30 protein-coding genes and 1 riboswitch are annotated in these 25017 nt (G+C 34.4%); of the genes, 11 read left to right on the forward strand and 19 right to left on the reverse strand.

Annotated features, from left to right (window positions below; translation table 11 throughout):
- The first annotated feature begins 122 nt into the window (after positions 1-122).
- From ABWU64_RS04530 to ABWU64_RS04550, 5 genes are all read left to right on the forward strand, one after another.
- On the forward strand, positions 123-1271 hold the full coding sequence (locus ABWU64_RS04530) for a Bcr/CflA family efflux MFS transporter (protein ID WP_341815785.1): 1149 nt from the start codon (positions 123-125) through the stop codon (positions 1269-1271).
- Positions 1272-1349: 78 nt separating this feature from the next.
- Entirely contained in the window at positions 1350-1871 is a 522-nt protein-coding gene (locus tag ABWU64_RS04535; RefSeq protein ID WP_353279392.1) for an ankyrin repeat domain-containing protein, read from the forward strand.
- Positions 1831-2511 (forward strand): ankyrin repeat domain-containing protein, encoded by a 681-nt coding sequence (locus ABWU64_RS04540; RefSeq protein ID WP_353279393.1) that lies wholly within the window; start codon positions 1831-1833, stop codon positions 2509-2511. The genes ABWU64_RS04535 and ABWU64_RS04540 overlap by 41 nt, the downstream gene beginning before the upstream one ends.
- Before the next feature lie 11 nt (positions 2512-2522).
- Positions 2523-2897 carry an ankyrin repeat domain-containing protein gene (locus tag ABWU64_RS04545; RefSeq protein ID WP_353279394.1) on the forward strand — a complete coding sequence of 125 codons (375 nt, stop codon included), beginning with the start codon at positions 2523-2525 and terminating at the stop codon, positions 2895-2897.
- A gap of 265 nt (positions 2898-3162) precedes the next feature.
- Entirely contained in the window at positions 3163-3324 is a 162-nt protein-coding gene (locus tag ABWU64_RS04550; protein WP_353279396.1) for a hypothetical protein, read from the forward strand.
- Positions 3325-4048: 724 nt separating this feature from the next.
- Here ABWU64_RS04550 and ABWU64_RS04555 read toward each other — a convergent pair.
- The 11 genes from ABWU64_RS04555 to pgsA all read right to left on the reverse strand — a co-directional run bounded on the left by ABWU64_RS04555 (position 4049) and on the right by pgsA (position 10195).
- The gene (locus ABWU64_RS04555; RefSeq protein ID WP_353279397.1) at positions 4049-4531 is read right to left on the reverse strand and encodes a thiamine diphosphokinase; all 483 of its coding nucleotides are present in this window, start codon (positions 4529-4531) and stop codon (positions 4049-4051) included.
- An 8-nt stretch (positions 4532-4539) separates the two neighbouring features.
- A complete protein-coding gene (locus ABWU64_RS04560) occupies positions 4540-4695 on the reverse strand; it encodes a hypothetical protein (protein WP_353279398.1) in 156 nt (51 codons plus the stop codon).
- Between the two features lie 4 nt (positions 4696-4699).
- Positions 4700-4984 carry a SemiSWEET family sugar transporter gene (locus ABWU64_RS04565; protein WP_052265050.1) on the reverse strand — a complete coding sequence of 95 codons (285 nt, stop codon included), beginning with the start codon at positions 4982-4984 and terminating at the stop codon, positions 4700-4702.
- Positions 4973-5076, reverse strand: a riboswitch (TPP riboswitch). Its footprint overlaps the gene before it by 12 nt.
- Positions 5077-5152: 76 nt before the next feature.
- A complete protein-coding gene (locus ABWU64_RS04570) occupies positions 5153-6022 on the reverse strand; it encodes an SPFH domain-containing protein (protein ID WP_341815782.1) in 870 nt (289 codons plus the stop codon).
- The gene (locus ABWU64_RS04575) at positions 6006-7055 is read right to left on the reverse strand and encodes a M23 family metallopeptidase (RefSeq protein WP_015588380.1); all 1050 of its coding nucleotides are present in this window, start codon (positions 7053-7055) and stop codon (positions 6006-6008) included. The genes ABWU64_RS04570 and ABWU64_RS04575 overlap by 17 nt, the downstream gene beginning before the upstream one ends.
- Complete coding sequence (locus ABWU64_RS04580) at positions 7052-7792, reverse strand: YebC/PmpR family DNA-binding transcriptional regulator (protein ID WP_353279400.1); 741 nt, start codon at positions 7790-7792, stop codon at positions 7052-7054. Before ABWU64_RS04580 ends, ABWU64_RS04575 begins: the two co-directional genes overlap by 4 nt.
- A gap of 7 nt (positions 7793-7799) precedes the next feature.
- Positions 7800-8486, reverse strand: a complete 687-nt coding sequence (bamD, locus tag ABWU64_RS04585; RefSeq protein WP_341815780.1) for an outer membrane protein assembly factor BamD — start codon at positions 8484-8486, stop codon at positions 7800-7802.
- A 67-nt stretch (positions 8487-8553) separates the two neighbouring features.
- Positions 8554-8823, reverse strand: a complete 270-nt coding sequence (locus tag ABWU64_RS04590) for a hypothetical protein (protein WP_353279402.1) — start codon at positions 8821-8823, stop codon at positions 8554-8556.
- Positions 8810-9301 carry a hypothetical protein gene (locus tag ABWU64_RS04595; RefSeq protein ID WP_353279404.1) on the reverse strand — a complete coding sequence of 164 codons (492 nt, stop codon included), beginning with the start codon at positions 9299-9301 and terminating at the stop codon, positions 8810-8812. Before ABWU64_RS04595 ends, ABWU64_RS04590 begins: the two co-directional genes overlap by 14 nt.
- A 47-nt stretch (positions 9302-9348) precedes the next feature.
- Positions 9349-9552, reverse strand: coding sequence for a hypothetical protein (locus ABWU64_RS04600; RefSeq protein ID WP_353279406.1), 204 nt, complete (start codon positions 9550-9552; stop codon positions 9349-9351).
- 100 nt (positions 9553-9652) lie between these two features.
- A complete protein-coding gene (gene pgsA, locus ABWU64_RS04605) occupies positions 9653-10195 on the reverse strand; it encodes a CDP-diacylglycerol--glycerol-3-phosphate 3-phosphatidyltransferase (RefSeq protein ID WP_341815778.1) in 543 nt (180 codons plus the stop codon).
- A gap of 119 nt (positions 10196-10314) precedes the next feature.
- Here pgsA and ABWU64_RS04610 point away from each other — a divergent pair, with 119 nt between their 5' ends.
- From ABWU64_RS04610 to grxD, 3 genes are read left to right on the forward strand one after another with little or no spacing between them, the layout of a single operon-like run.
- Positions 10315-11634, forward strand: coding sequence for a malic enzyme-like NAD(P)-binding protein (locus ABWU64_RS04610; RefSeq protein WP_341815777.1), 1320 nt, complete (start codon positions 10315-10317; stop codon positions 11632-11634).
- A 38-nt stretch (positions 11635-11672) separates the two neighbouring features.
- Positions 11673-11891 carry a BolA/IbaG family iron-sulfur metabolism protein gene (locus ABWU64_RS04615; RefSeq protein WP_006012412.1) on the forward strand — a complete coding sequence of 73 codons (219 nt, stop codon included), beginning with the start codon at positions 11673-11675 and terminating at the stop codon, positions 11889-11891.
- Positions 11892-11907: 16 nt separating this feature from the next.
- The gene (gene grxD, locus ABWU64_RS04620; RefSeq protein WP_353279408.1) at positions 11908-12261 is read left to right on the forward strand and encodes a Grx4 family monothiol glutaredoxin; all 354 of its coding nucleotides are present in this window, start codon (positions 11908-11910) and stop codon (positions 12259-12261) included.
- A gap of 105 nt (positions 12262-12366) precedes the next feature.
- Here the strand turns inward: grxD and ABWU64_RS04625 are convergent, their stop codons facing one another.
- Entirely contained in the window at positions 12367-13401 is a 1035-nt protein-coding gene (locus ABWU64_RS04625) for an efflux RND transporter periplasmic adaptor subunit (RefSeq protein ID WP_353279409.1), read from the reverse strand.
- A 264-nt stretch (positions 13402-13665) separates the two neighbouring features.
- On the opposite strand from ABWU64_RS04625, the gene ABWU64_RS04630 reads away from it, so the two are divergent.
- The gene (locus ABWU64_RS04630) at positions 13666-13929 is read left to right on the forward strand and encodes a hypothetical protein (protein WP_341815775.1); all 264 of its coding nucleotides are present in this window, start codon (positions 13666-13668) and stop codon (positions 13927-13929) included.
- A gap of 488 nt (positions 13930-14417) precedes the next feature.
- On the opposite strand, the gene ABWU64_RS04635 is transcribed toward ABWU64_RS04630, so the two are convergent.
- Positions 14418-15701, reverse strand: a complete 1284-nt coding sequence (locus ABWU64_RS04635) for a hypothetical protein (RefSeq protein ID WP_353279411.1) — start codon at positions 15699-15701, stop codon at positions 14418-14420.
- Between the two features lie 158 nt (positions 15702-15859).
- A complete protein-coding gene (gene ppdK / locus ABWU64_RS04640) occupies positions 15860-18502 on the reverse strand; it encodes a pyruvate, phosphate dikinase (protein ID WP_353279860.1) in 2643 nt (880 codons plus the stop codon).
- A gap of 700 nt (positions 18503-19202) precedes the next feature.
- Between ppdK and fabG the strand changes: the two genes are divergently transcribed.
- Both fabG and ABWU64_RS04650 read left to right on the forward strand, forming a co-directional pair.
- Positions 19203-19937 (forward strand): 3-oxoacyl-[acyl-carrier-protein] reductase, encoded by a 735-nt coding sequence (gene fabG, locus ABWU64_RS04645; protein WP_006012309.1) that lies wholly within the window; start codon positions 19203-19205, stop codon positions 19935-19937.
- 95 nt (positions 19938-20032) lie between these two features.
- A complete protein-coding gene (locus tag ABWU64_RS04650; protein ID WP_006012302.1) occupies positions 20033-20368 on the forward strand; it encodes a TrbC/VirB2 family protein in 336 nt (111 codons plus the stop codon).
- Between the two features lies 1 nt (position 20369).
- Here ABWU64_RS04650 and ABWU64_RS04655 read toward each other — a convergent pair whose 3' ends face one another.
- The 5 genes from ABWU64_RS04655 to atpH form a co-directional block, all read right to left on the reverse strand.
- Positions 20370-21659, reverse strand: a complete 1290-nt coding sequence (locus tag ABWU64_RS04655; protein ID WP_353279413.1) for a M48 family metalloprotease — start codon at positions 21657-21659, stop codon at positions 20370-20372.
- Between the two features lie 71 nt (positions 21660-21730).
- Positions 21731-22384 (reverse strand): 3,4-dihydroxy-2-butanone-4-phosphate synthase, encoded by a 654-nt coding sequence (gene ribB / locus ABWU64_RS04660; RefSeq protein ID WP_015588368.1) that lies wholly within the window; start codon positions 22382-22384, stop codon positions 21731-21733.
- Positions 22385-22387: 3 nt separating this feature from the next.
- Positions 22388-22882, reverse strand: a complete 495-nt coding sequence (greA, locus tag ABWU64_RS04665; protein ID WP_135352886.1) for a transcription elongation factor GreA — start codon at positions 22880-22882, stop codon at positions 22388-22390.
- A gap of 9 nt (positions 22883-22891) precedes the next feature.
- The gene (gene atpA / locus ABWU64_RS04670) at positions 22892-24433 is read right to left on the reverse strand and encodes a F0F1 ATP synthase subunit alpha (RefSeq protein ID WP_353279415.1); all 1542 of its coding nucleotides are present in this window, start codon (positions 24431-24433) and stop codon (positions 22892-22894) included.
- Complete coding sequence (atpH, locus tag ABWU64_RS04675; RefSeq protein ID WP_353279416.1) at positions 24430-24981, reverse strand: ATP synthase F1 subunit delta; 552 nt, start codon at positions 24979-24981, stop codon at positions 24430-24432. Before atpH ends, atpA begins: the two co-directional genes overlap by 4 nt.
- Positions 24982-25017 lie beyond the last annotated feature (36 nt).

Genomic DNA, 25017 nt, shown 5'->3' on the forward strand with positions numbered 1-25017 from the left:
TATTTTAAACTTTAGCAGTTAAATTAATATACTAATGAGAAAAATATACTACAATTAAACATATTTAATCCAGTAAATCATTAGTGTCGACAGCTTTTTTACAAAATATCATCTCTCTTATTATGATATTATCTGTAGCAGTTGTTGATATGGCAACAGACTTATACTCAGTTGCATTGCCAAGTATTGCCAACTATTTTAAGGTGAAAGGTAATATAGCGCAGCTTACGATCAGTTTAAATTTATTAGGAGTTGCAGTATCTGGATTAATTTATGGCCCATTGTCAGACTATTATGGTAGGCGCCTAATAATGCTTATTGGTATGACAATTTTTACTTTGGCAAGTATTGTATGTTGCATAGCTGATAATATTATACTTTTAATATTAATCCGTTTTATACAAGGAGCAGGAGCTGGTGTTGCAGGCGTTGTCGGATATGCAGCAATCAGGGATATGTACTCAGGTAGTGAATACTCAAGAGTAATCTCAAAGTTAAATATGGTAGTAGCACTTTCACCTGGAATAGCTCCAGTGGTAGGCAGTTATATAATTTCACATGGTTATAGTTGGAAGTTTTTGTTTTTTATCATATCACTTGCCGCAATTATTATGCTCATTTTTATTTACTTGAAGCTGCAAGAAACGCTGACTGTAAATAAAAGTAAAGCCAGTATTAATATCTTCAAGCAGTATATATTAATATTTAAGAATTATCGTTTCCTTGGATTTTCAACCATTCATGGATTAACTTTCATGTGGCTTTGGGCATACATTGCTAACTACCCGTTCATATTTGAATCAATGGGCGTTGAAGTACAATATTTTGGCTATCTTATATCAATCATAGTTATATTTTACATAATTGGAACTTTAATTAACAGAAGGTACGTACCAAAAATAGGGGTTAGCAAGATGCTAATAATAGGTTTGGTACTACCAATAATATCCGATGGTTTGTTGGTATATTTTTATTTCATAAACAAGTTGAGCGTACTTATTCTTCAAGTTATTTGGATTCCAAGCAATATTGGCCTTGCACTCGTAATCAGCAATAATGTGACTTCTGCTTTAGAAACGGTCAAAAGCATAGGACTTGGCAGTGCAGTCCTCTCATTCTGCAATATGATGTTTGGAGCTATTGGAATATACATAGTAGGAAAATTCTTTTCTTATGGCATTTTACCAAATTTACTGTTAACGGTTGCATGTTCTACAGTTGCAGTTTTTGTATATGGCTTACTCAAATACACTGAAAAACACGAAGGATAATCATTATTTCTACAACCCAGATTTCATGAATTATTAATTACCTTACTATAGTAATGCAATTTTATAGAGAAGTGTTAAATGGATTATTCAATCAGAGATATAGATGCTGCTTTACTTGATGCTGCTAAAAGAGGTGATCTTAATGAAGCAAAGCGCCTAATAAGTGAAGAAGCTGATGTTAATGCATATGATGGATCTCGAGGTAATTCTCTATATTGGGCTGTTAAAAATAATCATTCTGATATAGCAAAAGTTCTATTAGATAATGGAGCAGATTTTTTTGCTTATGACTCTTCTCGAAAACGCCACGTGTTAAATAAATACGAAGAAGTAAAAGCTGAACATCGTAAGGTTTCTCTACATCTGGCTGCCAGACTTGGCGACTTGAAAGCATTAGAAGACCTATTAAAGAAAGAAGCAAATGTTAATGCAAAAAATGATAAAGGACAGACTCCTTTACATTTGACTGTTGAAGTGTGCTATGTTGATATACCAAATTCAGATGAGGTAGAGGATTATTGGAATCAGTATTTTGCTGCTGAAAAAAAAATGTGGCTATGTGAAAATAGTAGAAGCCCTATTAAGAAACGAGGAAATTAATGTTAATGCACAAGATAACAACAAAAAGACTTCTCTACATTATGCTGCTAAAAACAACAATAAAGAGATAGTAGTGGCTCTAATAAAAGCAGGAGCATATATTAATGCAGTAGATAAAGATGGAAATGCTCCTTTACATTTAGCTGGGGCAAAAGAAATAGGAGATCTATTACAAAGCGTAAAAGAGGCTAATGATAAACTGCTTGAAGCTGCTAAAAGCGGTAATATTGATGATGTAGAAAATCTTTTGAATGGGGAAGGAAAAGCACAGGTTAATGCAATAGCTAAAGGTGGAAATACTCCTTTACATTTAGCTGCTCAAAATGGACATAAGGATGTAGTAGAATTTCTACTCAGCAAAGGAGCAAAGGTTGATGCACAAAGTGATGATCTAAGTACCCCTTTACATTTTGCTGCTAAAAGTAGATATAAAGATACAGAAAAGATAGTAAAATTTCTACTTGATAAAGAAGCAGACGTTAATGCACAAAATGATGAAAGAGAAACCCCTTTACATTTAATTCTTCAAAAAATAGACCTAGATATAGATACAGATAAATTCTACACTCTACTAAACAAAAAAGGCATCAATGTTAATCTAACAGATAAAAATAAAGAGACTCCTTTGCATTTTTTTTAAAAAAGAAAGCGATGGAGATACCTGAATTGGACGATCTACTGAAAGTAGAAAGTATCAATGTTAATTTACAAAATATAGATGGAAAGACTCCTTTACACCTGGTAATTGAAAAAAACAACTGGAATACATTGCCTAATGTATCGTGGAGCCGTGAAAAGATGGTCGATATTCTAATAGAAATGAAGGCAAATGTTAATGCAGTAGATAAGGATAAGAGGACTCCTTTACATTGGACTGCAGGATATGGTAGAAAAGAGATAGTAGAAGCTCTAATAAACGCAGAAGCAAATGTTAATGCACAAGATAAATATGGAAAGACTCCTTTAGATTTAGCTAGCATAGAAGAAATAAAAACTCTATTACTAAAACCCCCCAAAAAAAATTGATGACAGTATAGCATCAAAAGATAATGAAGTAGGTCAAGAGGAAGATACTGGACAAGAAGGTAATGTCCAACCAAGTTTACAAGAACAAAAGGAAGAATCACAGGAACTCATTGCAGAAGAAGTCAGTGATGTACAAATTGAAGATGCTGATAATGGACATTCTATTGACATAGCACTGACAAAAAATGGTGTTAATCCACGAAGTGAATCATCAACAAGTGAAGAACACCCTAGCTCTTTTTTTGATAATTTGCTTAATATAATTATGAAGCCCTTTTCTTTAATAGGATCATTTTTTGGTGGCTTTTTTTCATGGTTGTTTGGATCTGATGAACCATCAACTGAATCTGATCAAATAATTGCACCAAGTAACTCAGGAGGAGAGGAGCTAAAAAACTATCAAGAGGGTGACAATAATATTATATAATAGATTTCTTGCATAACTGGAATGCAAAAGTTGATGTCATGAAACCAATTAAATTTACGGAGTATAATGGATTCCAGACTGGAATGACGCTCTTTTGGTGCACAACCTTTGGTGTATTACGAAACGATTCCCATTCAAGACAATGTCATCCCAGTGCTTGACACTGGGATCCAGAAATTTTGGGTACAAAAGTAATCCTAAGTTTTTATTGATGAGATTACGAAAGAGTGGATCCCAGTGTCAAGCACTGGGATGACAATAAGGAGCTACCTGAATGACAAGAAAAGACTACTTGAATGACAAGAAAGGGAGAATTGGCTTGCACATTCCCCTGAACAGATACCTTGATACATTAAAGTTTCTAGGTTTGAGTAGTGAAATCCGATCAGTATGAAAATTAGCAAACTCCTTTTTATTCGCTGTAGAATAAAATTTTTTATTTTAATGAAAAAATTGCTTCCGCATACTCAAGATGCCATTATAATGATAGTAGAGATATTTAGAGAGCTCAAAATCTATCTCGGTCTGCAGACCTTTTAACCAATTTTTCAATAAAAATTCAGCTACATCTGTTGTGTGTACATTCTGAATCTTTTTTATACAGGAGGATTTTATGTCCAGAATTCCAGATATTTGACCTTTACTTTAGCTAATAACAGGCGCCTGTAGTTTTTAGAATTAGTGTTAACACGGTTTTTCTACTTTTTTTTCTTAATGTTTTAACTCAATACACACCATCATCATTTGCTGCTTCTAAATATATCATTGCTAAACACACGCCGCTGTGTATTTCTATAGATAACTCATTGCCTAAACTTCGATTAAAGCAAGAATTCTTTCCTGGAAAAGCAAGGTTACTAAGGCACAGTTCCCATTTTAATCCTTTAGTTGATATTTGAGCTTTCGGTATACCAAGTAAGGACATTTTAGTATTTTTTAGCAAAGAGGAAAAATAGGTAATACCCTTTTGTAAGGCGTACCCCACCATGGAAGGCGAAGGCATATAAAAGATACTATCTGTACTTGAAAAAATGTTGATATTTTGTAGTATATGATCAATTGCTCCTCCAGTAATACCCGTTACTATTGATGGCAATAACTTTACTGTTTTTAAGTGAGCCATTGCTTTAGAAAAGTCGCAATAATCTTGATCAGGTAGATATACTGTATTTAAATTAGCACGTAAATTCGGATTTATACTATCCAAATCTCCTATTACAAGTCAGGTTTCACGCCAATTGATAGAAGCTTGTTTGCTCCTCCATCTACAGCAATAACAGGTATATCTTGTTTAAAAAACGATGAATCAGGTATTTCTCCATTTAGCACTACAATAGAGCGATATTCTTGCTCCACGCTACAATGTAGCATATGGTTATAAAACGCTCCGTGCAGTTTTTGCATCGTAGTAACATTTTTGAACAATTGATATTATACTGATCACTAATCCAGCAATATTACTGAGTATCACAAAAGCTAAACCCTGACAAATACCGTAAATAAGCCAAGATGATGAACAAATAAGATAACTCACCAACATTAGCATCGATACGTCACGAGTAAGTTTTGTGATATATGCTTTATATACTTGAGGCAATAACCCAATGAGAGATGTAACGAACGCGATGAAGCCAAAGCATTCTTCAATATTTACATACATACATTTTCCTACGTTTGTTTTAACAAGAGTCAGGTTCAAAGGGTTGTACTTTATGTACTCTCAGCTTTTTTAGAGCACCCCTAATGCGTGTAATTTATAACACCATTTAGTCTATTAATCAAGAAATTAACAGTGACTTGCATTCATGAAACCCTATCGGCTTCTATGCTAATTATTATCCAAACTAATAGTCGGCTGTGCATCTTGCTCAGAGATCAGTGCAACTAGCAGATTATTTATCAATTGAACCTTTTGTTTTCCATCAAATTGTATGCTTTTATTTTTTTCAAAATGAGCTATTACTTCCTCGATAATTCCTATTGCATTTTGCACTATATGCTTTCTTGCAGAGGTGATGGCATGCGCTTGTTGACACCTCAGCATTGCTTGTGCAATCTCAGATGAATAGGCCAAATGCGATATTCTTGCTTCTGCAATTTCAATTCCAGCAATATTCAATCTTTGTTGTAGCATTGATCTCAATTCATTTGAAATTTTATCAGAATTTTTACGCAAAGATTCCTCATCGTTTTCGCTATCATACGGATAATTACTTGCCAGTTCTCTAATTACCGAGTCACTTTGCACAAAAACAAAATCATGATAATTATTAACATTATAATATGCCTTTGCAGGGCTGCTAACTCTCCAAACAATCACTACTGAAATCTCTATTGGACTTCCATTTGCATCATTAACTTTGATTTTTTCTGTGTTAATATTCTGAAATTTCAGAGAAACTCTATATTTACTCGAAAACGGAAGCGTTACGCATATTCCAGATTTAAAATAAGTTCCAATATAATGACCAAAAAACTCTATCACTCTTGCTTCATTAGGGTCATTAACAAAAAGTGACTGAAGAAAAGTTAAAATTGAAACAGCAGCAACTCCAAGTGCAATTGTGCTGTCATACACAAAAAGTACCAATAAAATTAACCCTAGCGCTATTAGTACAGGAAAAGCCCGAATTTTACTTAGATTTCTATCATTTATTGTATTTTTATCTGTACTGTCTTCATCAGATTGCTTTTTCACTTGCACCCTCTCTGCCGATTATTTCATCTACCTTACTTACAAATAATTTAAACTCTCTTAATTCACGATCAGGCAACTTTATCTCATTGCCATGAGCTATCGTAAGCGGATCAATATGTTTACCATTATATATAACTTCATAATGTAAATGAGGTCCTGTTGCAACACCAGTGCTGCCAACATAAGCAATGATTTGTCCCTGCTTTACTTTAGAGCCTAACTTTATATCGCTACTAAATTTGCTTATATGTGCGTAACAAGTTGAATATTTATTGTTGTGCTTTATTTTGATGTAATTCCCATAGCCACCATTCTTTCCTATATATTCTATTACACCTTCTGCAGTGGCGTGTATAGGAGTGCCAAGTTTAGCTGCATAATCTACTCCTTTATGAAAAGCAATTTTACCATGAATGGGATGCTTTCTATTACCAAAATTCGAGGATATACGAAAATCTCCGTTTAAAGGACTTACAAAAATTTCGCTACTCTTCAAGCTTACCCCCTCTTTATTAAAATACTCTTCTTTGCTGTTTTGTGACTCATAATGATACAAGCTAATGACCTTTTTATCTGTTGTCAGTGAAGTATATAAAATTTTTTCTTCAGCCTTCTGATCACTCTCACACAGAACTTCCAACTTGCTTTTGGGCACAATGTCTTTTTTAAAATCTACACCATAATCTTTATATATGCTGATTAATCTCATTATTGTATCTGGCGCCAAACCTCCTGCATCAAAAAAAGAGGATTTTATGTCACTGGATATGAATAACAACTTTCTATCACTTTCTGTCACCAAAGCAGCTTTTTTTTTCCTGATCCCGTCTTGGAATAACACTGGAGAGTGGGTTAGTGTCATTTCAGTGCTTGACCAATTTTTTAATCGAAAATGTTGTATAGCGTGCTGTTTACAATCAATTTTGCTGGATTCCAGTGTCTGGGCACTGGAATGACAATAGTCTTTCTGCGCAAATGTTTCAGTTGCATATGCTGGTAAAATACAAAGCAGTGGAAGTATTACCAGCCTCATAGTTTATCAGCAAAAATAAAATTACCTTCAACATACTGCACATCATCATTATCTTCTAGCTCTTCAACTAATGTAGATAATTTATCAATTAATTCTTTGTCGCTAACTTCAATCAGGTCCTTTGTTTGCCATGAAAGACGAGCAAGTTCTGGTTCTCCAAATTTTGTATAGAAAGCGTCACGTACTTTACCAAAGTCTTTTACTTCACAAGTTATAACATATAATTCTTCTTTGTTATTTTTCTCAACATTCAATACTTCTAATGCAATTCCATAGTTAAATAAATCTTCAAAATTTATACCCTCTGCTTTATAGACAATTAAGCCTACATGATCGAAAAGGTAACTCACACATCCTGTTTCTCCCAAATTACCGCCTTTGCGAGAAAAGATATAACGTATCTCAGAAGCAGTTCGGTTGCGATTATTTGTCAGAGCATGGACAATAAGTGCAGCACCAAAAGGTCCGCAGCCTTCATATTGTATTTCTTCATAACTTTCTCCAGCAACGTTACCAGCTGCATTTTTTATTGCTGTTTCTATTTTATCTTTTGGTAGATTTTCCTTTCGCGCAGCAAATATAGCAGAGCGAAGACGTGGATTGAGTTCTGGATCAGGCAGCCCTTGTTTTGCAGCAACTGTTATTTCCCTAATGAGCTTCGTAAATTTTTGCGAGCGCTTTGCATCCTGAGCACCTTTTCGATGTTTTATATTTGAAAACTGTGAATGACCAGCCATAAGAAAACTAATTCACCCCTTCTGCTAACATATTTTCATACTGCTCAGCTTCTAAGTCAAGGCCAAGAGCTAAGTGAGCTGTTATTAAATAACTAATAACTCTAGAAGAATACTTAGAATCTTTATCGCTTACCATATTTTGAAAACGCTTAATTGCTGCTAAATATTCACCACGCTTTAGGTAAAATTCACCAATAGAATACTCTTTTCTTGATATATGTTCTGTGATTAATTTTTCTTTTTCTTTGATCTCTTCTATATATTCGCTATTCGGAAAAAGATTAATATATTCAGTAGCTAGCTCTAAAATTTTATATGCAATTTGTTGCCCAAGCTGCACTTTGTTAATTTGCATGTAATAAGATAATACTCTTAAGTAATATACATATGGCAAATCTTCACCATTTGAATAAACATATATATAATCATCCATATCACTTGCAGCACTTCTGTAGTTACCCATATTATAGTAAGAAACTCCAGATAATAATTTTGCTTTCATTGCCCAATAAGATAAAGGATATAAATCCTCTATCTTTTTAAATGCTCTAATAGCTTCCTTATATTTTTTCTGATCATAAAGCTTAACTGCCTCCTCATATAGTTCAATTTCAGTGTGTTCTAGATCATTCGCATATAACTGCGTAAAGGGGCAAGTCAGAAGAAAAAAGCATATGATTAAAGTCTTATACATAAGATTTTTTTTGATCAAAATAAAGTATAGACTAAATATTACCTAAATAAACAAATTTTTGGCATTATCATCGAACGAAAAGCGGCTCTCGGCCAACATTACCTATATTGCTCGCACCACCACCTATTGCAACACCCTTTCCGCTCACTTCTATATTCTCTAGCTTTCTAATATAAGAATGTATGCTTAATCCACTTCCGACCATCAAAAGAGCAATACCTACTAGACCTAAAACAGGCCCAACAGCAGATGATGCTAATGCTACTTCAGAAATCAACATTATCTTCCTGATTAGTAATAAAGAAGAACCAGCAAGCATTAACTTAGCTACAGACATATTGCTTATCTTTTTTTTCAGATTTCTCATCAAAGCCTTGCTCTTTTTCTAACTCGTGTTGTGTACTTTTCTTATACTCACGATAGCAGAAAGTAGCACTTGCTACAAGGTAGAATAAACTAGACATTGAAAAAGCTACGTCTCCTATTATTCCTTGCTCCAATGCTTCACCTACTATGCTAGCCACAATAACTAATGTAACTAAAGCAGCATCAGCATAGTTAAAGTAATCATCAACGGTACAAGGAAGGTCTCTCTTTTCTTTTTCTACTGTTTTCCCACTTTCAATATTCTCCAACTCTCGTTCTTTTTGTGCTATTTTTCTATTATTATAAATTAAATATAGCGTGCAAATAAGGGATAAGACTGTGAAAGGTAATATAGTATGGCCTAATGCGCTGCTTATAAGGCCAAGTACTACCTGATCGCTACATGTTTTTTCGAGCTCAATTGCCATCAATAATGCAAATGGAAACATTGTTACCAATGATACACATTTCCTATGTAGCTCTCTTTTTTTTAGTGTTAATAGTTCTTGTTCCAGCTTCTGCTTTTTTTTCCTTCTTCAAGTATTAATAATTCTTGCTCAAGTTTTTTTCTCTTTTTTTCTTCTTCATCAACTGTTGACCAGAAATCTCGAAAAAAATCCTCTATTTTAGTATCTTTCTCAGAACTTGATCTCTTAAAGGAAGACTCAGTATTAAAGCTATCTATAATAATACCAGTCATACAAACTTGACCAATTTATAAACTAATACATTATACAGGATTTTAACTAATCAGTCAATATTGTGAAATTATTAACCTTCTTTGTATACTCTTAAGCAATTTAGTCAATCTGTTTGATGCCAGCTAGAACGTAATTATAGCCTGACCACATAGTCATAACAGCTGCAGCCCATAAGCAAATCACACCTGCATATCGAATTTTCTCATAATCACTCATTATTAGCGCTACCACAGCAATCATCTGCAAAAATGTTTTAATTTTTCCAGCCTTACTCACAGGTAGGCTAACGTTTGTAGCTATCAAAAACTCCCGCATACCTGAAACTAATATCTCCCTACAAACAATTATAACTGACGGTATAATTGTAATATCATCTATCTTGTGCTTATAAACTAGCATGATTATTGTTGAAGCTACTACTAACTTATCGGCAATTGGATCAAATAACTTGCCAAAATTCGATTGGACTTTCCATGCACGTGCTAAATAACCATCAAAAAAATCTGTAATGCACGCAAACATAAAGATCAATATTGTTATTAGATTTGCATATTTACTTTCTATATAAAAGCTTGATATTATTGCCGGTATCGCGAGCGCACGAGAAATTGTTAGCAAATTAGGCACGTTTTTCTTAAGCATGTAAGTCACACTATTGGTAGATAAACTTATACAGAAGTACAGCAGAATTCACAAGCTAATAGTTGAATATTCATAAAAACCCCATATACTTAAAAAATTACTAACAATAAGCTCAAAGCATGAATAATGATTTAGATAACACCACAAAACAAGAAGCACTTAAGTACCATAATAAAAGTGGTAAACCTGGTAAGGTATCGATCATACCGACAAAACCCTTGTCTACACAGCATGACCTATCACTTGCTTATTCCCCTGGTGTTGCAGCCCCATGCCTTGCAATAGCTAAAAACCCTGAGGCTGTTTATGATTACACGGCAAAAAGCAATTATGTGGCTGTCATTTCAAATGGCACCGCAGTGCTGGGACTTGGCAATATCGGTCCTCTTGCTTCAAAACCCGTCATGGAAGGCAAAGCTGTTTTATTTAAGCGTTTTGCTGACATTGATGCAATTGATATAGAAGTTGACACAGAAAACATAGAAGATTTCATCAATGCAGTAAGGTATCTTGGTCCAAGTTGGGGGGGAATAAATCTAGAAGATATAAGATCTCCTGATTGTTTTATAATAGAGAAACGTCTAAATGAGTTGATGGATATTCCGGTGTTCCACGATGATCAACATGGAACTGCAGTAGTTGTTGCAGCTGGTATAGAAAATGCCCTCGATATTGTTGGAAAGAAATTAAGAAATGTAAAGATCATCATGAATGGTGCTGGAGCAGCTGGTATTGCGTGTTTGGAAATACTGAAGTCTATGGGTGCTAAGAACATAGTACTATGTGATAAACAAGGAGTAATACACAAAGACAGAAAAGAGGATATGAATGAGTGGAAAGAAAAATATGCAATTGACAGTAAAGAACGTTCCTTGCTCGATGCCATAAAAGATGCTGATGTATTCATCGGACTCTCTGCAAAGGATGTGCTCAGTGAAGAGATGTTAAAAAGCATGGGTAAAGACCCAATCATTTTTGCTCTTGCTAATCCTGATCCAGAAATAAGGCCTGAGTTTGCAAAGTCTGTAAGGCCAGATGCAATAATTGCAACTGGTAGATCAGACTATAACAACCAAGTCAATAACGTAATGGGATTTCCTTACATATTCAGAGGAGCACTCGACGTACATGCAACGACAATAAATGATGAAATGAAAATTGCTGCTGCAGATGCAATAGCAAAGCTTGCCCGCGAATCAGTGCCAAATGAGATATCTGCAGCCTATGGCGGTCGTAAAATGAGCTATGGACGTGAATATATAATACCTACTCCATTTGATCCAAGATTAATTTCTATAGTATCTCCTGCTGTTGCAAAAGCTGCCGTTACCTCAGGTGTGGCAAGAAAGGAAATAGAGGACTGGAATGAGTATGCAAGTCAATTAAAATCTCGTCTTGCTAGTGCTCTCAGCACGCTGAATCTATTGTCTTCACAATAATCAATTGCATATTTTAGACTTATAATTAAAATAAACCAATGACTATTACAATTCACGAGTTAGAGAAAATTATCAAACAATCATTTCCTGATGCTGATATAAAGATTAAGGACCTTGCTGGAGATGATGATCATTATCATTTAAAAATAACTTCCAAGTGTTTTTCTGGAAAGACAAAAATAGAACAACACAGAATGGTATATAAGGCTCTTGAAGGTCAGTCTATACATGCATTGCAACTAGAAACTGGAGCTTAAAATTAAGGTGATATTTATGAACAACTTTGAACAAATAAAAAAAGATATAGCAGAAAACGATGTAGTGCTGTATATGAAAGGCACCTCTGACTTTCCTCAATGTGGATTCTCTGGACTCGTCGTGTCAATTCTCAAAAAATTGAATGTAAAATTTAAATGCATCAACGTACTTGAGAATGATGAAATACGTCAGTCCATAAAAAGTTTTTCTGATTGGCCAACAATTCCACAATTATATATAAAGGGAGAATTTGTTGGTGGCTGTGATATAATCCGCGAGATGTATGAAAACGGTGAATTACAAAATTTGTTAAAAGAAAAAAGGTTGTTGCGGAGTAAGTTTACACAGCAAAGTGGCAAAATAAGATAGATAAAAACATAGTGTTAGTGTCCAGACACTACCTTCTTTTCTGGATTTCAGTGTCAGCTACTTGAATGACAGAACTCGATGTCATGAAAGTAGCTGATACTGGAGTTATACCTTATCACCAGGATTAACAAATAGATGACCCAATGTTATTAACTTTATAGGCTTACTTTCATTATTTGCGACTACCCAAACTCCATCGTCTTCATAATCAACAATTTCTATTGCTGTAAATACTACATAATTATTGTCATCAACAATCTTTATTCCAAGAATACCATCGTCATTTAAGCTTAAGGCTGGAGAAGGAATTTTATATGCAAATCTTTCACCTGAAGGGAGGCTTACACTAGCAGTCAGTCCTTGCAAGGATATAATCTCATTATCAGTTACCTTTACCTCCACTCTATAAGATCCAGTTTTAGGCTCAGCAATTTTACTAATAAAACTCACTTCACCTACTAATTCCCTTCCGTCTAGCAAATTAATTTGCGCTGCACTACTCAGTTTTATTTTATTTACTTCATTTTCTGAAACATACAACACTACAAGAATCTGATCAAAATTAACTATGTCAGTTATCTTATGTCCAAGATTAACAAAATCCCCTTCATTTGCGTTGATCTTATCTACATAACCATCAATAGGGGATTTAATCGCAGTATTTTCTAAATCCAACTCTAGCCTTTTTAGGTCAGCTTTTGCACTCTGCAATGCAGTAAAAGCTGTTTCCACTTGTATCTGCGCTCCATAGCCTTTTTTATTCAATTTTTTAGAGGAATGATACTCAATTTCACGCTGATTTAATAAAGCTTTGGCTTTCTCAACTTGTGCAACTCTGTCATAATCTTCTATCTTTAAAATTACATCGCCTCTTTTTACTTTTTCACCATCAGACAAATAAATAGCAATAACTTGACCACTTGTTCTTGAGACAAGGCTTGCCCTATGCAAGGGATTTACTGTACCAGAAAAATTTAAATATACAGTGCGATTTTGTGGAGTATAATCCTGAGTTTTTACTGAAAAACTACTAGTTGTATCATCACTATGAACTGTTTGATCTTCTTTTAAAAACGTACTATTGATAAAAAACAGTAGAATAAGAACAATACTGGAAACGATGATTACTTTGTTTCTCATCTTTAAACAATAAAATTTATTTACCAACCTTGTTAGAAACAACTGCATAAATTTTCGAATCAGAAGTGTAAGTATAATACATCTATTGTCACTCTATAAACAGTTTTATGTGAGCAAATTTTTCTAAAATTAAGTAAGTTTGCTAAAATGCAATTTTAAATCAAGAAACCTTATCCGAAAAGTTATTATGTCAATATAAGAATTAACATTATATTAGCATATAAGTACTAACATGGTGTTAGTTTTATAATTAAGGAGTATATTATGACAAATCCTGTACTAAACCCTCCATTTCAATGGAAGGAAGTTGATTCACTTCATGATTGCTATAGAGAATGTGAAGAAAAGTCCCCAGAGTGGGCAATAGCAGAGCAAAATAAATGCCAGTGGTACTGTCATCTGAAAGATACTCATGGCTTATTTAAATCTGATTCACAAGAAGAGTCGACACCTATTGATATAAGTAGTACATTCAGAGAGATTGGAAATAAATTCTATGATCTTGCAGATTCAATGTCTGTTCTATAGTAAAATAAAGGATCAAAGTTCAATTAGTAAGTCTACTTTTGTAGACTTACTCTCTCATATTGACTCAACTGCAGAGCTGAAGTGCTAATGCCTGAGCTTTTTTTTACTGACTTTCCGTATTTTCAGGAAGAGGAGACCCTATTAACTCTATCTTGGTCTGTTGTACCACAATGTTCGTACAGCAACTAAAAGGGTGTCATTCCAGCGCGTGACGCTGGAATCCATAATCTTTTCAAAAACTCAGAATTCCTGGATCCCACCTGGGATAACACCTATTTATTTTCGGTGCTCCCTTTCTTGTCATTCCAGTGTCAGCTACTTGAATGACTCCTATTTATTTTCAGTGCTCCCTTATCTTGTCATTCCAGTGCGTGACACTGGAATCGAGAAAAGAAGCCAGTATCAGTTACTTTCATGACAACCATTTATGTTTCTATGGTTGTATTTCTCTCTTCTACCTATTTTGCCACCCTGATGAGGATATATTATCATATATTTAAATAGGGTAAGCCCATCACTAAACGGGTATCCAATTGCTCAACACTATCAATTTTAATTTGTAAAGCATCCTTTATAAATTCATCAGCCTGTTTTATGCTCATCGTAATTATATATTTATTTTTTTGAATACGTGATGAATAGCTACATTTATGTAAGTCTAAAATTTCAACAAATCTGCTTCTATCATCTTTATAGTGAAAAATTACGTTAACACCCACAGCTTCTTCTTGATCATATTTAATATCAAGTTTTGGTTTATGGCCATAGTTTGCTCCAATAATCCTTCTTATTGAGTGTTCTACTGCCATTTTTATTATTTGAGGATTACTGCAGTCTGAAACAGGCACTGATTTATAATCATGAGCAGCTACTTTAGCATAAACCGACTGGCTTTCTAATTTATCTGAGTATTTTTCATTAAATTCTTTTACCCTTTTAAAATGTCTTTCATATTGAGTCAACCCATCTTTTTCTTTTTTCTCCATCCTTTTCAAGAATTCCTCTACTGGCTCTCGTTTGGCTAGAGTAATTTTGCGTATAAGCGGAATTTGTTTTTTCAAGCTAATCCAATATGATAGGCAAACAACTTTTGCATCTTCCGAAAATAGACCTTCTAATTTTTTCACTGCATTGTATAAGTTTGCTGGTTCTGGTTTATAATGCCCACTATTATTGTCTATATAAGTTATTTTACCATTTACCACTTTCATTAAACCAGAACATAAAACTGGCCTACCACCTGCAAGAGTTGAATGACGATAAGCCCATTCGCTTTTGTTAACATTAATATGTTCATGAGTTGCTAGCTTTCCGTCAAGCGTGATCACATAAGCTACATAACCTTTTTTACCCTTACTAATTTTATCAGTTGTATCATATAGTTTGCCTTTAAAGCCTTTTAACTTGTTACCTTCCACTTCTGGCATTAAGTCCACGTATAATTTTCCTTTATAAGGAATTATAGTATATTCTGCTTGGTCATCTGGAGTAAAATACTTAACCCTTGTATTAGTTCCAGGAACTTTTCTTCCTTCAACTCCAACTTCTGGAAACAAATTATAGCGTGAAAAAAAATACTTAAAATTACTTTCTATCCAGTACAAAATTCTGTTTATAATACCAAAAACTTTTCTATTACCTAAATCAATAGAGAGTTGCTGTTCCTTTGGTACTGCTAGATGATTGGACTTTGTACCAGATTTGCCAAATTCTTTGGCAGCATATTTAAACTTTTCTAGTAAATATTCCTTACGTTCTTTTGATATTGACATTTTTACCTCATTCATTATTACTTTATCCTATATTATTTTAGACAAAAAATCAATCTTTCTTAAGATATTAAGAAAAAAAAGTAGCAGCAAAATAGCTAAACTGACTTAGATTTATCGACAATTTGAAAAATCATCATTCCGCTACTTGTTAGCGAAATCTATGTTCGTACAGTTGTGCTGCCCAACAAACTTATGCTAAGCTGTGCTGCCACTAATTTTGCAACCGGTACTCTATAGGGTGAGCATGACACATAATCAACCCCTGATTTGATGAAAAACTCTATGGACTGTGGATTCGCTCCATGCTCTCCACATATACCAAGTTTAATTTCTTTTCTGGTTTTTTTGCCCCTTTCGATAGCTATTCTGATTAATTCCCCTACCCCTTCGACATCTAGCACCTCAAAGGGATCGTTTTTGAATATGTTGCTTTCCTTATAAGAATCGAGGAAATTAACTGAATCATCTCGTGAAAGTCCCATAGTTGTTTGTGTTAAATCATTAGTGCCAAAACTAAAAAATTCTGCGTGTTTTGCGAGTTTGTCAGCAATAAGTGCTGCTCTTGGCAGTTCTATCATCGTTCCGATTGAATAATTCACATCGAAATTTTTAGCTTCTTTCTTTACTAACTCGCATATCAGAACAAACTCTTTCTCGCTAATGATAAAAGGAATCATGATTTCAGGTTTCACTTCTATCTTCTTTTCTTTCCTTAATTCACTTGCAGCACTGAGTATTGCCCTAATCTGCATTTTATATATTTCAGGATGAGAAATAGCAAGCCTACACCCTCGATGGCCAAGCATTGGATTTTTTTCTGATAACTGTACTATTTTATTTTTTACCGATTCAACTGACTTATTCAGTGATCTGGCGATTTTTTCTATAATGGATTGATCATGAGGTAAAAACTCATGTAGAGGTGGATCAAGTAATCGTATAGTGACTTCCTTGCCCTCCATAATAGAAAACATTTCTTTGAAATCAGACTTTTGCATTTCTTCGAGTTTATTTAATGCATTTGCCCTTTCATTTTCATCATCAGCTACTATCAATTTTTGAATGAATTCGATTCTATCATTAGCAAAAAACATATGTTCTGTGCGACATAATCCTATACCTTCTGCACCGAATTCTTTTGCAATTTTTGCATCTTTTGGAGTATCAGCATTAGCTCTCACCTTCACTGTTTTGATTTTATCTACCCAATTAATTATCGTTTTGAACTCTTGCGATAATTCAGGCAAAACTGTCGGAAGAATACCAAGTATAACCTCTCCTGTTCCTCCGTCGATGGTGATTGGTTCACCTTTATTTATTTTTATATCCCCTATAGAAAGGTATTTTCCATCTTTATCAACATAAAGTCCACTTAGACTACAAATACATGGTTTACCCATTCCACGAGTTACAACAGCGGCATGCGAGGTCATACCTCCTCGCGCTGTTACTATTCCACTTGCAGCATTCATTCCATTAATATCTTCAGGGCTCGTCTCTGATCTTACCAAAATTACTTTTTTACCCTGCTCTGCAGCTTTTTCAGCATCACTTGCACTGAATACTACATATCCAGAAGCAACACCTGGAGAAGCTGGCAGTCCTTTGCCCATTACTTCTTGATCGATTTTAACATCAAGAACTGGATGTAATAAATTGTCAAAGGTTTTTGGATCAATTCTCAATATTCCTTCCTCTTTTGTAATCGCTCCTTCGTTTACCATATCAACTATTATGCGAATAGCAGCTTCGGCTGTGCGCTTGCCAGACCTAGTCTGCAAAATCCATAACTTACCGTCCTGTACAGTAAATTCGATATCCTGCATGTCCTTATTATGCCTTTCAAGTTTTTCACATACCGTGCATAATTCTCGGTAGACACTTGGTAGCAACTTCTCCATGGTACTTTCTTGCTCCCCGTCAATTGGCATAGGAGTATAAACACCAGAAACCACATCCTCACCCTGAGCATTAACTAAAAACTCACCAAAAAGCTTTTTTTCTCCAGTTGAAGGATTCCTTGTAAATATCACACCAGTTGCTGAATTATCATTCAGATTGCCAAAAACCATTGCTTGTACATTAACTGCAGTTCCAAGATTTTCAGGAATATTATTTATTTTTCTATAGGAAACAGCTCTATCATTTTGCCAAGAAGAAAACACTGCATTTACTGAATTGAGTAACTGTTCTTCAACGTTCTGCGGGAAATTTTTTCCTATTTTCTCATATACTACATCTTTGAAATCATTAACAATCCCCTTTAAAACATCAACATCAAGATCAGCTAAGCTTTTTGCTCCACTCTTCTGCTGTTCATTATCAACAACATCTTGAAATAGGTGATGGTCAAGCTGTAGTACAACATTCGAGTACATCATAATGAAACGACAGTAGCTATCATAGGCAAAACGTTCTCCACTTTTTTTTGCAAGACCAACAACGGTTGCATCATTTAGGCCAACATTTAGGACTGTATCGAGCATGCCCGGCATTGAATTCACACTACCAGAGCGTATGGAAACTAATAAAGGATTATTTGAATCCCCAAATTTACAACCGATGTCACTTTCGAGCATCGCCATGTAGTTTTTTATCTCGTTACGTAGATCACAAGACAATTCATTATCCTGGCAATAGGCCTGACAAACAGCAGTGGAAATTGTGAAACCAGGCGGAACAGGAATACCAATATTACACATTTCTGCTAGATTTGCTCCCTTCCCTCCTAGCAGATTTTTCATTCCTGCGTTCCCTTCACAGTTGCTTTGGCTAAAGTAATATATTAACTTTTCTTGCATTTCTCTCGAGATCTTCACTAAAAAACACATTATACATACTATTCTAATAAATTAGTCAGCCAAGAGTAATAAATTTTGCAACATTCAGCAGAGGCAATACATTAAATAGTCCCTTTTCCCAGTGTCCCTCTTGTCATTCAAGTCTGTCATCTCAATGACCTCTATGATGTCATTCCAGCGCATGACGCTGGAATCCAGTTTGTCCATAACCTCACCAAAAACGTTGTGTTTTAGCATAATTTTATATGCTTATTTGTAGTAAAGACTCCTGGATTCCAGCATCAAGTGCTGGAATGACACCGTCATACCTGTTAGAGTATGAATGTAGCCTTATCTCACACTCCTGTCATCCCAGTGCCCAGACACTGGGATCCAGAAGACTGATCAAGTAATAAGAACTAGTCACGCGCTGGCTCTCTTAAATTACTTTAGCTATAAGTGTTAAGAAATTTACCAATCAAAAAAAAAGGCAAAAGAATCCACATGGTGCTGATTTTATTACTGTAATTGATAATGTGCTAACGCTTAAACGAAGCGTGTTTAGGCTGAATAGAAAAAATAAAAAAGGCATGCAGCCGCCATAATTTCGCCAATAAATACAAGATTTATCAAGAAGCTTCTATTAAATGAAAGTTATGCAAAAAATCTATTGCAAGTCTTTTAATATTCTGTTAAGAGCTGAAGCAATATAAAAATTATTATGTTTGGATTAGAGAATAAGAAATTTCTGATTACTGGTGCATCAGGTGGAATAGGCCAGGCAATTGTAGAAATTATGCATAAGGCCAGAGCAACTTTATGTATTTCTAGTACAAAAAAAGAAGTACTCGAAGAAGTTGCTAAAAAATATGAAAAAAACATTCACGTACTTCCTTGCGACTTATCAAATTCTGAAGAGGTAAATCAACTAATAAATAAAGCAAGTGAGTTGATGAAAGGCTTTGATGGGCTCATATGCAATGCAGGCATTACACAAGACAGTTTATTACTAAGAATGACAGATGAATCATGGCAAAAGGTGATTGATATTAATTTGAGTTCTACATTTAAGCTAAATAGAGAAGCATGCAAGAAATTAATTAAAAATAATTGGGGAAGAATCATAAATATTTCCTCAATAGTAGGATTGACAGGAAATGCCGGGCAAGTAAATTATGCAGCATCAAAAGCTGGAATAATAGCTATGAGCAAATCTATAGCAAAAGAAGTTGCAAGTCGCGGTGTAACAGTAAATTGTGTTGCTCCTGGATTTATAGATACTAAAATGACTGAAGTTTTAAATAAAGAACAAAAAGAAAAAATATTAGATAACATTCCAATGAAAAGAATGGGAACAGGAGAAGAAATAGCAGCAGGGATATTGTTTTTAGCAAGTGATGAGGCAAAATATATAACGGGGCATGTGCTTAACATCAATGGTGGGCTATTTATGTAGCAACACTTATTTATGGACAAACTATGAGTTTTACCCTAAAATAAATATATATATGAATTTAGATTCACACTGGTTTATTACTTGGAGGCAAAAGAGTGAGCTATATAATAAAAAAATTTTTTAATGCTTTATGTATAGTGCTGTTTCTCTCTTTTTCAGATTATGCAAATGCTGCTAATGATATAGATGATACAACTGCCCAAGTAATATGCAATATTATTGGTTATATTTGGGGAATAGGTGGGCCACTTATGACTGTAGTCATAATAGGTGCAGCTTTGCTTGCAATATTTGGTAGAATGCCATGGCCAGCTCTCTTTGCCTTGGGTATGTTTTGTGGTGTATTTTTTGGCGCTAAAACGATTATAATGAAAATTATACCCAATATAAGTACTGAAGTAAAAGATACGTTGGATAAATGCGGAAAATAATCTAAAAATAAGTGTGTTTTTGTGTGTATTGTTCCTTCATATCCTCAATTTGCAGCAAGCAAGAGCTATCTTTCGGTAAAGTTTTAATAGCTAACTCAGCGTACTTCATAAATTTCTCTAAATTACCTTTAATACACGCCTTTTTCGTCAAAGCAAAATAATACATTGCCATATCAGCGCTACGTTTATATGCAATACTTAAATACTTCCAGACAAAGGCATTATTTGTTTCTACGTTTGCAACCTGCTCTAGGTAAAAAATTGCCTTCTCTATTTCACCCTGTAATAATAAAGTATGAGATAACGCAAGTTTCACTAAATAGTTATTCTTCTCAGATAAATATCTAAGTGATTCTTCATACATTTTTATTGCTTCACTTAAATTTCCAGCTTTGTATAAAATCTCTGCTTTTAATTCATATAAGTACGGATCATTGCGTGACTCTTGAATCAATGAATTAACTTTAGTAATAGCCTCTTCTATCTTTCCTTGCCTATAGTGAATTACAGCATTTACATACTTAGAACTACCTTCATATTTATTAGATAACACATGAATAGGGGTAAAAAAAGAGTCTAGCTTTGCAACCATACGCTCAAACTTCAACAACTTATCTGCAAGGATTGGTTTTATATTATTTTTAACCTTATAATTCTGTACAGCAAATATACGTTTATCACTAAGTGGGTGAGTGCGAAAATACTCTTCAGTGTTTTCATGCTCAATACTCTTAAAATAGTCAAAAATCTCTTTCATACCCAAATTATCATAGCCAGATTCATCAAGGTATCTTAAAGCATAGCTATCTGCTACACTCTCTTGCTCTTGGGAATAGCTAAAAAACAACCTCGAACTAAGCGTTACACCACTAAGCAAGATTGCACTCGCAACCTGAGGGTTAATAACAATACTAGAAACTAATCCTACCATATAACTAATCATTGCTATTGATTGAAAATAACCTACAGCACTACTCATTTGTAATACATGACCAGCAGATATATGAGCAATTTCATGTGCTAATATACCAAGTAAGACATAAGGTTCAGTCGAATATTGTAAAAGCCCTAAATGAATGAAAATGCTATTATTGTTAATTACAAAAGCATTAATCGATCTATCATCAACTATAAAAACTTTTATTTTATCATTATCAATACCCGCAGCAGAAAATAAAGGTTGCGCTAGATCCTTCACTACCGCTTCCACTTCACTATCTCTAATAATACTAACAGAGTAAACGCTATTACAGCATACGAAGAAAAATAGTAAAACAAAAAGCTTAGACATGGAAGTTCCTTATTCGTATAACTTTTAGGAATCTTACATTTTAACATTTAAACTATACGAATTTATAAACGCTAGTTTAAATTTTGAACGTAACTGATAAGTTTATCGATGGTAGTTAACTTAATTTTGTGTTGTTCAGCAAATTCAAGCAACTGGGGTAAGCGCATCATAGAGCCATCATCATTCACTAATTCACACCCTACAGCCGCATGACTAGATCCAACCAATTTTGCTATCTCAACACTTGCTTCAGTATGACCGTTGCGTGCTAAAACCCCGCCCTCACTTGCAATAATAGGAAAAACATGACCAGGGGTAATAATATCATCCTTAGTACTTTTTCCATCAATAGCGGTAAGTATCGTATGCGTTCTATCATGAGCAGAAACACCCGTTGTAATACCATAACGAGCATCGATTGACGTAGTAAATGCAGTGTGAGGAATAAGTGCTTCATCTACATTACTTCTCTTCATAAATTCAAGGTTAAGTTTATTCATGTAAAACTTTGTCATAGCTAAAAACACAATACCAGTGCCATACCTAACCATAAAAGCAATATGTTCTGGTTTCACCTTTTCAGCTAAAACAACCAAATCACCTTCATTCTCTCTATTTTCATTATCAACTAAAATGAATAATTTACCGGAACGCACATCCTCTAATATATCTTCCACAGAAGAAATGAGAGACAGATCAATTGAAGGGTAAGCTGCTTGTACCATGATTTACTTAAACTCAATCTTAACTATTTTATACAATTTCTCTCCATTTGGCACTATCACTTCCACATACTCACCAACTTTTTTGCCAATTAAAGCACTACCGAGTGGTGAATCCGTAGAGATCAACTGCTTTGAAGCATCAGCTTCATACCCACCTACAATCTTATAAACATATTCTATTTCACTGTTATCATCACTGAGCATGCTTACCGTAACAGTTGCACCAAACATTACTGTATCACCAGACAAATTTTTTACTTCTATCACTTCTGCATGTGAAAGTTTACTTTCTACCTCAATTATACGGCCTTCAATAAAACTTAATCTCTCCCGTGCTGCATGATATTCTGCATTTTCGGATAAATCGCCTTGATCACGAGCATCAGAAATAGCCTGTATGATAGAAGGTTTTTCTTCCTTTAATTTCTCAAGTTCGACTTGCATACTCTCAAAACCTTCCCTTGTAATAGGAAACTTGTTAACAATGGATGAAGTCATAATCACCGCCTAAACGCAATTAAATTGAGTGACAAAATCACTCACAATACCAAGAATATCATCTTTTATATCATCATTCATGTCACCTGACAACTTTTTTAAAACTCCAGGGTGAACAGTTTGAAAATAATTGATAAGATCACACTCGAATCTATTGATGTTGCTCACCTGTACCTTACTTAATTGACCATATAGATTAGAAAAGATATACATAAGCAATACTTGCTCCTCTATTTGCATAGGTGAATACTGTTTTTGCTTTAATAATTCAATAAGGTATTTACCTTTGTTTAAGGACAATTGAACAGTAGCATCAAGATCAGAACCAAATTTAGCAAAGTCTTCCAGTTCTCTATATTGGGCCAAACTCAGCTTTATAGAACCAGCAACTTTTTTCACAGATTTCAATTGTGCAGCAGAGCCAACCCGAGAAACCGATAAACCTATATTCACTGCAGGGCGAAATCCTTTGTGAAACAATTCAGACTCAAGAAAAATTTGTCCATCGGTAATTGAAATCACATTAGTTGGAACATATGCAGATACATCACCAGCCTGAGTCTCAATAATCGGCAAAGCAGTCAAAGATCCCCGTCCTTTTTCATCAGACATTTTGGCAGCTCTTTCAAGCAAGCGAGAGTGTACATAGAATATATCTCCAGGATAAGCTTCACGACCAGGAGGACGTCTGAGCAATAAGGACATCTGCCTATATGCCACAGCATGCTTAGATAAATCATCATATACCACCAAGCAATGCATTCCATTATCACGGAAAAATTCTCCAATAGTGCAACCGGTATAAGGTGCTAGAAATTGCATAGGCGCGCAGTCAGATGCGCTAGCCACAACTACGGTTGTATACTCTAATGCTCCACTTTCTTTTAGCTTATTCACCACTTTTGCTACTGTCGAAATTTTTTGTCCAATAGCAACATAAACACAGTAAATTTTTTGATTTTCATTTACCTCATCATTAATCTTCTTCTGATTGATAATAGTATCAATCGCAATAGTGGTTTTACCAATTTGTCTATCGCCAATAATTAATTCACGTTGCCCTCTACCTATAGGAATCAACAAATCTATAATTTTAATTCCTGTCTGCAGAGGTTCATGCACAGATTTACGGTCAATAATACCTGGCGCTTTAGATTCTATATACATTCTGTTCTTGGCTCTAATTTCTCCGCCATCGTCTATAGGATCGCCTAATGCATTTACAACTCTCCCTAATAATTCATGACCTACAGGCACCCGTACAACATCACCACTACATTTTACAACGTCCCCTTCTTTTACATCACGGTCATTGCCAAGCACAACTATTCCAGCTGTATCATGATCTAAATCAAGAACTATTCCTTCTACACCGCTTGCAAAAGATACCTTTTCACCAAACTTTGCTTTTGCCAGCCCATAGACTGATGTGATACCATCCGTTACTGAAATTACTTCACCTATATTTTCTCGTTTTATAGGATTATCAAATGTCTCAACCTTCTCTTTTATTATGTTTACTACTTCAGAGGCATTTATGCTATTCTTCATATACAATTCCTTATTTTCAACATTTCCATTTTACTCAAATCAACCAATCTATCCAAATAACTCTTAAGCGAAGCATCAATCAAGTTAAAACCATACCTAACTACAAAGCCACCTAGTATAGAAGGATCAACCACATTACTAACTTTTATTATTTTACCAAGAAAGTTCAAAGATTCAGTAATTATTTTTATATCAGGTTTCTTTAAAACCTCTGCTGATTTTATAGTAATTTCCAATTCGTTTTCACTTTCCCTTACAAGATTTAAGAATTTTTCTAATATAAGGATTAATAAACGGGAGCGCTTGTTTGCAAGTGTAACCATAATAAATTTGACTAAGTTTTCACTCAAGTTCTCATTTATAGAAAGTATCGCTTCTTTTTTGTGCAAAAGAGAAACCATAGGATGAGATAGATACACAAAAACATCACTTTGATCTTTAAAAAAAGCTAACAAAAATTCTACTTCTTTTCTTACAATACCTAATCTGCTTCCTGAGACATGAAACAGTGCTCTAGCATAAGATGAAACTAAATTATTGTTTTTCATATTAAATTACCTATTCTAGTAAATCTAAGTTATTTA

Origin of the sequence: Wolbachia endosymbiont (group B) of Xanthorhoe designata (assembly GCF_964028585.1) — a bacterium.
GTDB lineage: Bacteria > Pseudomonadota > Alphaproteobacteria > Rickettsiales > Anaplasmataceae > Wolbachia.

What these genes read in the sequence shown, in the direction of transcription:
- ABWU64_RS04565 (WP_052265050.1), bottom strand. Translation starts at nt 4,984, where the DNA reads ATGTATGTAAATATTGAAGAATGCTTTGGCTTCATCGCGTTCGTTACA.
- ABWU64_RS04625 (WP_353279409.1), bottom strand. Translation starts at nt 13,401, where the DNA reads ATGAGAAACAAAGTAATCATCGTTTCCAGTATTGTTCTTATTCTACTG.
- ABWU64_RS04545 (WP_353279394.1), top strand. Translation starts at nt 2,523, where the DNA reads ATGGAGATACCTGAATTGGACGATCTACTGAAAGTAGAAAGTATCAAT.
- atpH (WP_353279416.1), bottom strand. Translation starts at nt 24,981, where the DNA reads ATGAAAAACAATAATTTAGTTTCATCTTATGCTAGAGCACTGTTTCAT.
- ABWU64_RS04655 (WP_353279413.1), bottom strand. Translation starts at nt 21,659, where the DNA reads ATGTCTAAGCTTTTTGTTTTACTATTTTTCTTCGTATGCTGTAATAGC.
- ABWU64_RS04635 (WP_353279411.1), bottom strand. Translation starts at nt 15,701, where the DNA reads ATGTCAATATCAAAAGAACGTAAGGAATATTTACTAGAAAAGTTTAAA.
- ABWU64_RS04575 (WP_015588380.1), bottom strand. Translation starts at nt 7,055, where the DNA reads ATGAGGCTGGTAATACTTCCACTGCTTTGTATTTTACCAGCATATGCA.
- ABWU64_RS04560 (WP_353279398.1), bottom strand. Translation starts at nt 4,695, where the DNA reads ATGCTACATTGTAGCGTGGAGCAAGAATATCGCTCTATTGTAGTGCTA.
- atpA (WP_353279415.1), bottom strand. Translation starts at nt 24,433, where the DNA reads ATGAAGAATAGCATAAATGCCTCTGAAGTAGTAAACATAATAAAAGAG.
- ABWU64_RS04610 (WP_341815777.1), top strand. Translation starts at nt 10,315, where the DNA reads ATGAATAATGATTTAGATAACACCACAAAACAAGAAGCACTTAAGTAC.
- ABWU64_RS04595 (WP_353279404.1), bottom strand. Translation starts at nt 9,301, where the DNA reads ATGTTTCCATTTGCATTATTGATGGCAATTGAGCTCGAAAAAACATGT.
- ABWU64_RS04580 (WP_353279400.1), bottom strand. Translation starts at nt 7,792, where the DNA reads ATGGCTGGTCATTCACAGTTTTCAAATATAAAACATCGAAAAGGTGCT.
- ABWU64_RS04600 (WP_353279406.1), bottom strand. Translation starts at nt 9,552, where the DNA reads ATGACTGGTATTATTATAGATAGCTTTAATACTGAGTCTTCCTTTAAG.
- ABWU64_RS04550 (WP_353279396.1), top strand. Translation starts at nt 3,163, where the DNA reads ATGAAGCCCTTTTCTTTAATAGGATCATTTTTTGGTGGCTTTTTTTCA.
- greA (WP_135352886.1), bottom strand. Translation starts at nt 22,882, where the DNA reads ATGACTTCATCCATTGTTAACAAGTTTCCTATTACAAGGGAAGGTTTT.
- ABWU64_RS04535 (WP_353279392.1), top strand. Translation starts at nt 1,350, where the DNA reads ATGGATTATTCAATCAGAGATATAGATGCTGCTTTACTTGATGCTGCT.
- ABWU64_RS04590 (WP_353279402.1), bottom strand. Translation starts at nt 8,823, where the DNA reads ATGTCTGTAGCTAAGTTAATGCTTGCTGGTTCTTCTTTATTACTAATC.
- ABWU64_RS04615 (WP_006012412.1), top strand. Translation starts at nt 11,673, where the DNA reads ATGACTATTACAATTCACGAGTTAGAGAAAATTATCAAACAATCATTT.
- ABWU64_RS04530 (WP_341815785.1), top strand. Translation starts at nt 123, where the DNA reads ATGATATTATCTGTAGCAGTTGTTGATATGGCAACAGACTTATACTCA.
- grxD (WP_353279408.1), top strand. Translation starts at nt 11,908, where the DNA reads ATGAACAACTTTGAACAAATAAAAAAAGATATAGCAGAAAACGATGTA.
- ppdK (WP_353279860.1), bottom strand. Translation starts at nt 18,502, where the DNA reads ATGCAAGAAAAGTTAATATATTACTTTAGCCAAAGCAACTGTGAAGGG.
- pgsA (WP_341815778.1), bottom strand. Translation starts at nt 10,195, where the DNA reads ATGCTTAAGAAAAACGTGCCTAATTTGCTAACAATTTCTCGTGCGCTC.
- ribB (WP_015588368.1), bottom strand. Translation starts at nt 22,384, where the DNA reads ATGGTACAAGCAGCTTACCCTTCAATTGATCTGTCTCTCATTTCTTCT.
- bamD (WP_341815780.1), bottom strand. Translation starts at nt 8,486, where the DNA reads ATGTATAAGACTTTAATCATATGCTTTTTTCTTCTGACTTGCCCCTTT.
- ABWU64_RS04630 (WP_341815775.1), top strand. Translation starts at nt 13,666, where the DNA reads ATGACAAATCCTGTACTAAACCCTCCATTTCAATGGAAGGAAGTTGAT.
- fabG (WP_006012309.1), top strand. Translation starts at nt 19,203, where the DNA reads ATGTTTGGATTAGAGAATAAGAAATTTCTGATTACTGGTGCATCAGGT.